We start from the raw sequence: 10,482 nt of genomic DNA, 5'->3' as shown, positions 1-10,482 counted from the left end.
GCGCAGTGTGACGGGATGGTCCACCAAGATCGTCGCCATGACTGACGCCCTGGGCAATCTGGTCCGCTTTACGCTTATCCCCGGCCAGCATTACGACACGGTCGGGGTCGCGCCTCTTCTCGAACCAGCGGATTTCGAGGGACTTCTTGCCGACAAGGCGTTCGATGTCCACTGGATCGTGGACACCATACGCGCGCAAGGGGCCTGCGTGGTCATTCCCCAGCGCAAAAACCGCCTCGACAGACGCCCGTTCGATGGAGCCATGTTCAAGGCACGCCACCTCATCGAGAACTTTTTCTGCAAGCTCAAGGAGTTCAAGCGTATCGCCATGCGGAGCGACAAGACCGACAGATCATTCGCAGCGATGATTTATCTCACCGCCGCAATCATCAATTCGCGTTAATTCCCAACAGACCCCAAAAAGCTTCGAAAGACGCCGCCTTTTTCGATCAAAAGGCGGCACCCGGAAACTTTTATTCCTTTTTCTTATTCTGCCGGGGTCTGCGGCGTCTCGCGCGTGCGGGTACGCATGGTCACGAATTCCTCGGCCGAGGTCGGGTGGATGCCGATCGTGCGGTCCCAGTCCTGCTTCGTCAGGCCGGCCGTCACCGCGATCGCCAGTCCCTGCATGATTTCCGGCGCGTCATCGCCCAGCATATGCGCACCAAGCACCTTCTGGCTGGCCTGATCCACCACCAGCTTCATCACCGTGCGCTGCGGACTGCCGCCAAGCGTGTTGCGCATGGGGCGGAACCGGCTGAGATAAATATCCACCGCGCCCTGATGCGCCGCTTCCTCCTCCGTCAGGCCAACGCTGGAGACGGGGGGTGAGAAGAACACGGCCTTGGGTGTCGTGGCGAACGACCATTCGCGCACATGATCCGCAAACAGGTACTCGGCCAGGATATGCCCTTCGGCAATGGCGACCGGCGTCAGGTTGAGCCGGTTGGTCACGTCCCCGATGGCATAGATCCCCTCCACCGAGGTCTGGCTGTGGCGATCCACCACGATTCGCCCGCCAGAAACCGTTTTCACGCCCACATCCTCAAGCCCGAGCTGCGCGATTTTCGGCCGCCGCCCGGTGGCGAAGAAGACGCAGTCCGTCTCGATCGCCGCCCCATGGTTGAGGGTCACGACAAAGCTGCCATCGCTCCTGCGTTCGATCGCGGTGGGCGTCGTGCCACGGTGCTGGCGGATGCCGCGCAGGTCGATCGCCTCATGCAGGGCGGTGCGCAGGTCCGCATCAAATCCGCGCAATGGCTGGTGCGGGCGATAGACAAGGTCAACCGTGGAGCCAAGCCCTGCGAAGATCCCCGCGAATTCCACCCCGATATACCCGCCGCCAACAATGCAGACCCGTTCGGGCCGCTGCGGCAGGTGGAACGCCTGATCGGATGTGATGGCATGTTCGATGCCGGGGATGTCGGGCACGAAGGGCGTCGATCCGACGGCGATCACGATCCGCCGGGCCGTGACGCGGCGGGGTGCGGCATCGGGGTCCAGCGCCGACGGCCCGATGGACAGGGTGTGCGCATCCTCCAGCCGGGCATGGCCGGTAAACAGCCGCACCCCGGCCTTTTCCAGCATGGAGACATAAATGCCGTTAAGGCGCGAAATCTCGCGGTCCTTGGCGGCGATCAGCGCGGCCCAGTCATGGTGCCCGCGCTGCGTGTCCCAGCCAAAGCCATGGCTGTCATCCACATCCGCGCCATACTCGCTGGCCTGCACCATCAGCTTCTTGGGCACGCAGCCAAGGTTGACGCAGGTGCCCCCCCAATGGCTGCTTTCGGCCACGCCGACACGCGCGCCATGCGACGCCGCGACACGCGCGCACCGCACCCCGCCGGAGCCTGCGCCAATCACAAACAGATCAAAATCATATGCCATGGGAAGTGCTGCACACTGCTGGAAAAAGGCCGCGCAAGAAAGATAAAAAGTTTTTGGTGAAGCTTTTTCCAAAAAGCTTCGGGAAACGTCGCCTTTTTGGAAAAAGGCGACACCCAAAAACTTTTATTCTTATCAAGAGAGTGTTCAAAAACAGTCTCTTATGGCCGGATGCACAATCTCAGCACATCCGACAGGCCGCAACCGCCTCCCCCGCGCAACAAGGGAGAAGGTCGCGGCCATCGTTCAATCAGCGCTCCGCGAACGCCTTTTCAACGACATAGGCACCGGGCTTCGAGTTGTTGCCCTCGTCAAAGCCACGCGCCTGGAGCATCTTTTCCGTATCGGCCAGCATTTCCGGCGAACCGCAGATCATGACGCGGTCATGTTCGGGGTCGAGTTCGGGGATGTTGAGATCCTTGAAGATCTTGCCCGTCTCGATCAGCTTGGTGATGCGGTCGGTCACGGCGAACGGTTCACGCGTGACGGCGGGGTAGTAGAGCAGCTTGCCCGACACATCCTCGCCCAGGAACTCGTGATGCGGCAGTTCGTGGCGGATATGGTTGGAATAGGCCAGCTCGCCAGAGATACGAACCGTGTGGCTCAGGATCACATGGTCATAGCGCTCATAGCATTCCGGGTCCTTGATCAGGCTCATGAACGGGGCGAGGCCCGTGCCCGTGGACAGGAAATACAGGTTGCGGACCGGACGCAGGTTGTCCAGCAGCAGGGTTCCCACCGGCTTGCGCCCGATCAGGACCTTGTCGCCCACCTTCACATGGCGCAGGCGCGAGGTCAGCGGGCCATCAGGCACGGCGATGGAGAGGAATTCGAGGTTGTCCTCGTAATTCGCGCTGGCGATGCTGTAGGCGCGCAGCAGCGGCTTCCCCTCGACCTCGATGCCGATCATCGTGAACTGCCCGTTTTCGAAACGAAGCGCGGGGTCACGCGTTGTAGTGAAGGAAAACAGGCGATCCGTCCAGTGATGGACCGTCAGCACCGTTTCCGCGTTCAGGTGGCCATATTCCTTGACCGGCGGGGCAAGATGATAAACCCCCGGCTGCCCCTCCACCGGTGCCAGACCGGACGGGACTGCATCAGCGGCGGGCGTGATCAACGTATCCGACATAAGGTCATTATTCTCCCGACTGACGCGGACGCGCGACAGGTTCCCCTGACATATGCGTCCGGCGACAATTTTTCCAAGGCGGGAATGTTTAGGCATCTGGCGCGTGGTATTCCAGCATAAACCTGCATAAATCGCCCCGCAGGAGGCAGAATTGCGTCTGATGCGACCCAGATGCGCCCCCAGCATGTGGATTTCATCCCGCCATCACACGCCCGGGGGCACGAATTCGCGGCCATGTTGCACGCACGCAACATTGTCGTGCGCGTGCGAATGACGCACATAGTCAGGCATGACATCTGATCTTCCCGCCCGTGCGGCGCCTGCCCTGATCGCCATGGACGCGGCCATCGCGGCCACCGGCCTGAATGTGGAAACCCGCGAACGCCAGAAGCTGGAACGCATCATCGCGCGCCTGCTGCAGCCGGGTGCGGAACATATCGACGCGGCCACGTTCCGCACCGCGCTGTGCACGCTGCGGCGCAAGCCGTGGGGGTCGCGCCTGATGGACATGACCCGCCGGGCGGGACAGGTCTGGGTCACCCGCGCGGATGCGGAGGCGGCGGCCACGACGCTGGACGATCCCGAACCCGACGATGCCCGCCTGCTGGCGGCCCTGCGCCCGGTCATCCGCGCGCGCCTGCGTGAACAGGGCGACAGCGCGCAGGCGGCGGTGGACAATGTGCGCACCGACCTGTTCGACGGGACGGGCCGCGTGCTGGCGGCCGCCGAACTGCGCACGCTTGCCCTTGCGGCGGCGGATGCGTTCGACCTGCCCGATGCCGAGGCCTTCGCCCGGCAGGTGGAGGACGCCGACAGCCGCACCCGCACCCGGCGCGAGGAAATCGAGCAGACCGCCCGCGCCCGCCGCAAGGAAGAGGTGCAGCGCCTGCGGGAGTGGGAGACGAAGCTTGTCCCCTTTGCCGAGGTTCCGGGCCTGCTGCGCTGCTCCCACCGTGAGGCGTTGCGCTGGATCGCGGAAAAGCGCCTGCCGGTCGCGCGCCGCGTGCCGCAGAAGGATGGGCAGGAACGCTGGGAATTCGACCCCGCCGAACTGATCGCCCTGCGCCCGCAGGTGCAGGCATGGCGGCAGGAACGCCCCGACCGTGGCACGCCCGCCCCCATCGCCCCCGACATGGGCGACCGGCGCGTGGGCAACGCCGTGATCGCGCAGGTCGCAGCCCTTGACCGCTATGCCGCGCATTTCACCACCGCACGCGCGCTCAAGCGCCGCATCACGCTGGTGACCGGCCCGACCAACAGCGGCAAGTCGCACACCGCGCTCGATGCGCTGGCACGGGCCGAAAGCGGTCTGGCGCTGGCGCCGCTGCGACTGCTGGCGCATGAATTCCGCGAATCCCTGACCGCGCGCGGCGTGCCCACCTCCCTTGCCACCGGGGAGGAACGCATCGACGTCCCCGGCAGCCGCCACCTTGCCGCCACGGTAGAGATGTGCCCGCTGAACAACCCCGTCGATGTCGCCATCATCGACGAGGCGCAGATGCTGACCGATCCCGACCGCGGGGCGGCATGGACGGCGGCGATCATGGGGGCGCCGGCGCGGCACCTGTTCATCCTTGGCGCGCCGGACTGCATCCCGATGGTCCGACGCATCGCCGAACTGTGTGGCGACCCGGTGGACGAGGTGCATCTGGAGCGCAAAAGCCCGCTTGTCGCCGCCGACACGCCCGTGCGCATCCAGGACCTGCAGCCGCATGACGCGCTGATCGCGTTTTCCCGGCGCGAGGTGCTGGACCTGCGCGCGCTGCTGCTGGCGCATGGCAAGCGGGTGGCCGTCGTCTATGGCGCGCTCAGCCCCGAAGTGCGGCGTGCGGAGGCCCAGCGCTTCAACCGGGGGGAGGCCGACATCCTGATCGCGACGGACGCGATCGGCATGGGGCTGAACCTGACCATCCGCCGCGTAATCTTCGCCGCCCTGCGCAAGTTCGACGGCACGCAGACGCGCGACCTCAATGCGCAGGAGGTCAAGCAGATCGGCGGCCGTGCCGGGCGCTTCGGCAAGCATGAAAAGGGCGTCGTCGCGGTGCTGGAAGGCGTGGGCAGCCCGTCCTTCATCCATGCGATGCTCGCCGCCCCTCCCGCCCGCCTTGATGATCTGCGCCCGCAGGTGCAGCCCGACGCGGACATCGTGCAGGCGGTGGCCGCCGAAATCGGCTCCGACAGCCTGTTCGGCGTGCTGGTGCGCATCCGCCGCGCCGTGCTGCGCCGTGATGACCCGAATTACCGGCTGGCCAACATGGAACATGCTTTCGCCATCGCAACCGCGCTCGAAGGGGTGGAGGGGCTGACGCTGGCGCAGCGCTGGGTCTATGCCATGTGCCCGGTCGATGACCGTGACAACGGCATACAGCGCCTGGTGGGCTGGGCCGCCGACCATGCGGCGGGCCATGCCGTGCCGCCGCCGGGCACCGGCCGCCTGCCCCCCGCCGAACGGGCGGAGCGCAGCGAACTGGAACGCGCGGAAAAGCGGCACAAGCGGCTGGTGGCATGGCGGTGGCTGGCGCTGCGGTTTCCCGATGCCTATCCCGACCGGGAGAATGCGGAGATCGCGACCACGCGCCTCAATGACTGGATCGAGGACGTCCTGCGCCAGCAGAGCACACGCACGCGCGCCGAAATGCCGCAGATGTCCCCGCGCCGCCGCAACCACGACCGCATGGATCGCGGCCCCCGTGCGGAGGACCGGCCCCGCGGCAGGTCACGACGGAGGAAATGAACGTCCTCCATGCACCGCAATCGGCGCATGGAACATCCGGGCTCTGCCCGGACCCGGCAGGGAGCGCGGCTCCCTGCACCCTGATTCGTTAAGAAGTCACGGTTTCCAAAGGGCAATGCCCTTTGGTGGGGGTTCGTGGGCAACGCCCCTGAGACGGTCGGCGCGTGCGACATCCGGGCTCTGCCCGGACCCGGCAGGGAGCGCGCTCCCTGCACCCTGATTCGTTAAAAGTCATGGTTTCCAAAGGGTAATACCCTTTGGTGGGGTTTCAGGGGCAAAGCCCCTGAGCGAAACCTACTTCGCGCCGCCCCTGATGACGTCCGTCCCTCCCATATAGGGCCGCAGCACCTCCGGCACCGTGATGGAGCCATCCTCGTTCTGCCCGTTTTCCATCACCGCGATCAGGGTACGCCCAACAGCAAGCCCGGACCCGTTGAGTGTATGGACAAAGGCGGGCTTGCCATCCGCCGCGCGGTAACGGGCATTCATGCGGCGGGCCTGAAAATCGCGCGTGGTCGAACATGACGATATTTCGCGCCATGCCTTCTGCCCCGGCAGCCATGCCTCGAGATCGAAGGTGCGGGCAGCGCCAAAGCCGGTATCCCCCGCGCACAGCAGCATCCGGCGATAGGGCACGCCAAGGCGTTCGAGCACCATCTCCGCACAGCGGGTCATGCGTTCATGCTCCGCCTCGCTGTCCTCCGGCGCGGTGATGGACACCATCTCCACCTTCTGGAACTGGTGCTGGCGCAGCATGCCGCGCGTGTCACGCCCCGCCGCCCCGGCCTCGCTGCGGAAGCACGAGGACAGGGCCACCATGCGGCGCGGCAGCGTGTCGGCGGCAAGGATTTCACCCGCGACGGAGGCCGTCAGCGGCACCTCCGCCGTGGGGACCAGCCAGCGACCATCGGTGGTGCGGAAGGACTGGTCCGCGAATTTCGGCAGCTTGTCGGTGCCGTACATCGCCGCGTCATGGACCAGCACGGGGACAGAGGTTTCATCATACCCGTTTTCGCGCACATGCAGGTCCAGCATGAACTGCCCCAGCGCGCGTTCCATCCGTGCCAGCGCGCCACGCAGCACCACGAAGCGCGCACCCGACAGGCGCGACGCGGTTTCGAAATCCATCAGGCCCAGCGCCTCGCCCAGTTCGAAATGCTCCTTCGCGGGGAAAGCCATCTCCGGCACGCTGCCCCATGTGTGGCACACGACATTGCCGCTTTCGTCACGCCCGTCGGGCACGTCCGCCGCCAGCCGGTTGGGCAGGCATTCCAGCGTCCCGCGCAGCTTCGTATCCAGGTCGGCCACCTGCGTGGACAGTTCCTCCATCCGCGCGCGCAGGGCGGCGGATTTTTCCTCCACCGCCGAACTGTCGGCCCCGGTGCGACGCAGGGCGCCCACTTCCTTCGACAGCGTCTTGCGCTGGGCCTGGCATTCCTGCAACGCGGTTTCAGCGCCGCGCCGTTCGCGGTCCAGTTCGAGGATGGCGCTCGCGACAGGCGGTTCGCCCCGGCGCTTCAGGTCGGCGTCGAACGCGTCGGGATCGGCGCGAAGGGCGCGCAGGTCGTGCATCAGGAATCCTCCTCGGTCTCATCCGCGCGGCGGGGTGCGACCATACGCGCGCAGACGATGGAAATTTCGTAAAGCCCGATCATCGGCACCGCCAGACCGGTCTGGGTAATCACGTCGGGCGGCGTCAGGATCGCAGCAATCACGAACGCCCCGACATAGGCATACCGCCGCACCCGCGCCAGTCCGTCCGCCGTCACCAGTCCCACGCGCGCCATCAGCGTCAGCACGACCGGAAGTTCGAACGCGGTGCCGAACGCCAGGATCAGCTTCATCACCAGCGACAGGTATTCCGACACCTTGGCCTGCAGTTCGATCTGGATGCCATCGGCCCCGTGCCCGCCCGTGCTCTGGAAGGAAAGGAAGAACTTCCACGCGGCGGGAAAGACGAAATAGTACGCCAGCGACGCGCCCAGCGCGAACATCACCGGCGTCGCCACGAGGAACGGGGCAAAGGCGCGCTTCTCGCTGCGGTACAGGCCCGGCGCGATGAAAATCCATGCCTGAATGGCCACCATGGGAAAGGACAGGCACGCCGCGCCGAAGAACGCCACCTTCATGTAGGTGAAGAACGCCTCCGCCAGCGCGGTATAGATCAGGTGCGGCTGTTCCCCCTGCTGGCGCATGATGTCGGCCAGTGGCCGGGCAAGGAACATGTAGATCTGGGTCGAATAATAATAACAGATCGCGAAACAGACCGCGAAGGTCACGACCGACCACAAAAGCCGGCGTCTGAGTTCCACCAGATGCTCAAGCAGTGGCATGGGCTGGTCATCAAGCGTATCGTCGTTCAGCGTCGTATCCCCCGGCATGGGCCAGACATTCAGGAACTGGGCGTATCGGCCGCACGCGCCGGGGCGACGCGGTGGCCTGCATGGATCACGCGCACCGGCGGCAGAAACGCCGGCGGGTGCAGGCGCGCACGTTCATCGGCAATCCGGCGCGCGACCTGCGGCGGCACGAAATCGGGCGCGGGCGGCCCGGCCATCACGGGCCATGCGACAGGTTCATCATGCAGCGACGGGATCGTCGGCGTCCCGCGATAACGCGACGGCATCGCCACCTCGTCCAGCGGGGGATGCGCCGCATCACCTGCGGGCGGCGGCGGGGTGATGGTGGGCGGCGACAACGCCGTTTCCGCATCAAGCGGGCGTTCATCAAGCGTCCGGCGCAGGCTGCCATCGCCATCGACCGCGCGCATGATCTGGTCACGCACATTCATCCGGCGCAGGCGCCCCAACTGGTCGCGGGCCTCCGTCAGGTCGGCCTCACGCACCATTTCATCGACATGGGTCTGGAATTCGGCGGCCATCTTGCGCGCCTTCTTGATCAGGCCGGTCACCGTGCGGATCGCCACCGGCATGTCCTTCGGCCCGATCAGCAACAGGCCCACGGCCCCGATCAGGGCGAATTCAGACCACGCGAAATCGAACATGACACCCTGCCCTCTCCTGCCCCCGCACGCGGCACAACCGCCCGCCTGGACCAGAATTCCACCAACCCGTCGCATTGCGCGAAAAACCTGTCCGCAGACCTATCACGCATCGGGCGGGGCGCAAACCGCATCGTCGGTTCCCTCCTGCGCGCCGTCCTCCTCCGCGGCGTCGGATCCTGCATCGAACATGTCCCCACTTGCCTGCCCCCCGCCACCCGGGGGCTGCAGGTCGGGCACATCGACCAGCAGTTCCTCCCGACGGGGCAGGTCACGCAGGTCACGCAGCCCGAAATGCCGCAGGAACCCGGCCGAGGTCCCCCACAGGATCGGTCGGCCCGGCACCTCCTTGCGGCCAAGCGGCACCACGAGTTCGGCCTCCAGCAGGGTGTCGAGCACCTGCTGGCTGAGCGAGACACCGCGTATCCCCTCGATTTCCGCACGGGTGCAGGGCTGGTGATAGGCGATGATCGCCAGCGTCTCCATGGTGGAACGCGCCAGCCTGCGCGGACGGCGCAACACGCGCGTCAGGCGCGGCGCAAGGTCGGGCGTGGTGCGGAACTGCCACCCGCCCGCGACCTCCACCGGCATGACGCCGCGCCCTGCATACAGCGCCAGCAGCGCATCGAGCGTCGCGCGGGTATAGGCCGCAAGGTCATCGACACCGGCCGGGATCTCCCCCTGCGTTTCCAGCAGTTCCGCAATCGCGCGTTCGCTGACAGGTTCGGCGCGCGCGAAAATCAGCGCCTCGACCAGGCGCACGGACATGTCCGACACCACCATGTCCACCAGGGCGGCACGGGCCGCATCCACCGGCGCGGCCTCTGGCTGCGGGGCCTCCGGCAGGGGCAGTTCGGGGGTCTGGTCCCCGTCGGGCGGGATAGTCGTCATGCCGTCTCCACTCCTGTTTCCACTCCTTCGGCCTGCGGGTTGCGGCGCAGTTCGATCCGGCCGAATTCCTCGTCCTGGCGCAATTCTATGACGCCGCTCTTGGCCATTTCCAGCGAGGCGAGCAGGGTGCCCGCCACCGCCGCACGCTGCTGCGCGCGGCGTTCGTCCTCCCGCGCCGCATCCATCCGCCCCGCCTCATGCACACTGGGCAGGAACGCATCGAGGCTGCACCAGTCGGGCACCATGTCCGCACCCAGCAGGTCGCGCAGGCGGCGCAGCGCATCCTGCACCGTCCAGAAATGGAACTGGCGCGGGCGATAGGCGCGTTTGCGCGCGTGCCGCCGCATGGCCGTCATGTAGCCACGCATCAGTTGCGCGATATCCACCGCAAGGCCGGAGCGGTCGATTTCCACCAGGTCCTCGGCCTCCCCGCGTTCGAACACGTCATGGCCAAGGCAGGGCCGCGCCGCAAGCCAGCGCGCCAGCAGCCCGATCCGTTCCAGTTCCACCAGACGCGCCTGCAGCGCACCCGCCGCCTCTTCGGCGTCGAGGGCGTCTTCCTCATGCGCGGGCAGCAGCAGGCGTGATTTCAGCCACGCCAGCCATGCCGCCATGACCAGCCAGTCCGCCGCAAGTTCCAGCCGCAGGCCGCGCACGGAATCGACGACGGCCAGATACTGTTCCACAAGCTGGAGGATGGAAATGCGCGCAAGGTCCACCTTCTGCGCACGCGCCAGTTCCAAAAGCAGGTCCATCGGCCCGTCGAACCCGTCCAGATGCAGGATCGGGGCCATGACGGACGGGACGTGCGCCTGTGCGGTGTCCTCAGCGGACATGCGCACG

Annotated in this window: 9 protein-coding genes; 2 read left to right on the top strand and 7 right to left on the bottom strand. The window is 66.1% G+C overall.

Annotated features, from left to right (window positions below; genetic code table 11):
• On the top strand, positions 1-403 hold a 403-nt coding region (locus CFR72_RS01985; RefSeq protein WP_146220635.1), incomplete at its 5' end, for a transposase.
• 83 nt (positions 404-486) lie between these two features.
• Here CFR72_RS01985 and gorA read toward each other — a convergent pair.
• Both gorA and CFR72_RS01975 read right to left on the bottom strand, forming a co-directional pair.
• Entirely contained in the window at positions 487-1,887 is a 1,401-nt protein-coding gene (gene gorA / locus CFR72_RS01980; protein WP_110912367.1) for a glutathione-disulfide reductase, read from the bottom strand.
• A 247-nt stretch (positions 1,888-2,134) separates the two neighbouring features.
• Positions 2,135-3,013: a ferredoxin--NADP reductase gene (locus tag CFR72_RS01975; RefSeq protein ID WP_110912408.1), complete on the bottom strand. Its 879-nt coding sequence runs from the start codon at positions 3,011-3,013 to the stop codon at positions 2,135-2,137.
• A 289-nt stretch (positions 3,014-3,302) separates the two neighbouring features.
• Here CFR72_RS01975 and CFR72_RS01970 point away from each other — a divergent pair, with 289 nt between their 5' ends.
• The gene (locus CFR72_RS01970; RefSeq protein ID WP_110912366.1) at positions 3,303-5,747 is read left to right on the top strand and encodes a helicase-related protein; all 2,445 of its coding nucleotides are present in this window, start codon (positions 3,303-3,305) and stop codon (positions 5,745-5,747) included.
• A 294-nt stretch (positions 5,748-6,041) separates the two neighbouring features.
• On the opposite strand, the gene serS is transcribed toward CFR72_RS01970, so the two are convergent.
• The 5 genes from serS to CFR72_RS01945 form a co-directional block, all read right to left on the bottom strand.
• Positions 6,042-7,319: a serine--tRNA ligase gene (gene serS / locus CFR72_RS01965; RefSeq protein WP_110912365.1), complete on the bottom strand. Its 1,278-nt coding sequence runs from the start codon at positions 7,317-7,319 to the stop codon at positions 6,042-6,044.
• Entirely contained in the window at positions 7,319-8,128 is an 810-nt protein-coding gene (gene tatC, locus CFR72_RS01960) for a twin-arginine translocase subunit TatC (RefSeq protein WP_110912364.1), read from the bottom strand. The genes serS and tatC overlap by 1 nt, the downstream gene beginning before the upstream one ends.
• A gap of 11 nt (positions 8,129-8,139) precedes the next feature.
• Positions 8,140-8,751, bottom strand: a complete 612-nt coding sequence (gene tatB, locus CFR72_RS01955; RefSeq protein ID WP_110912363.1) for a Sec-independent protein translocase protein TatB — start codon at positions 8,749-8,751, stop codon at positions 8,140-8,142.
• Positions 8,752-8,853: 102 nt separating this feature from the next.
• Complete coding sequence (scpB, locus tag CFR72_RS01950) at positions 8,854-9,531, bottom strand: SMC-Scp complex subunit ScpB (RefSeq protein WP_110912407.1); 678 nt, start codon at positions 9,529-9,531, stop codon at positions 8,854-8,856.
• 104 nt (positions 9,532-9,635) lie between these two features.
• On the bottom strand, positions 9,636-10,475 hold the full coding sequence (locus tag CFR72_RS01945) for a segregation and condensation protein A (protein ID WP_110912406.1): 840 nt from the start codon (positions 10,473-10,475) through the stop codon (positions 9,636-9,638).
• Positions 10,476-10,482: the final 7 nt, after the last annotated feature.

The sequence above is a fragment of the Gluconacetobacter entanii genome, from assembly GCF_003206495.1.
Taxonomy (GTDB): domain Bacteria; phylum Pseudomonadota; class Alphaproteobacteria; order Acetobacterales; family Acetobacteraceae; genus Novacetimonas; species Novacetimonas entanii.
Note: the sequence above shows the minus strand (reverse complement) of the source record. Positions and strands in the feature narration are given on the sequence as shown.

Bases quoted from the DNA above. Each gene is read 5' to 3' on its own strand.
- gorA (WP_110912367.1), bottom strand. From the start codon at position 1,887: ATGGCATATGATTTTGATCTGTTTGTGATTGGCGCAGGCTCCGGCGGG.
- CFR72_RS01975 (WP_110912408.1), bottom strand. From the start codon at position 3,013: ATGTCGGATACGTTGATCACGCCCGCCGCTGATGCAGTCCCGTCCGGT.
- CFR72_RS01970 (WP_110912366.1), top strand. From the start codon at position 3,303: ATGACATCTGATCTTCCCGCCCGTGCGGCGCCTGCCCTGATCGCCATG.
- serS (WP_110912365.1), bottom strand. From the start codon at position 7,319: ATGCACGACCTGCGCGCCCTTCGCGCCGATCCCGACGCGTTCGACGCC.
- tatC (WP_110912364.1), bottom strand. From the start codon at position 8,128: ATGCCGGGGGATACGACGCTGAACGACGATACGCTTGATGACCAGCCC.
- tatB (WP_110912363.1), bottom strand. From the start codon at position 8,751: ATGTTCGATTTCGCGTGGTCTGAATTCGCCCTGATCGGGGCCGTGGGC.
- scpB (WP_110912407.1), bottom strand. From the start codon at position 9,531: ATGGTGGTGTCGGACATGTCCGTGCGCCTGGTCGAGGCGCTGATTTTC.
- CFR72_RS01945 (WP_110912406.1), bottom strand. From the start codon at position 10,475: ATGTCCGCTGAGGACACCGCACAGGCGCACGTCCCGTCCGTCATGGCC.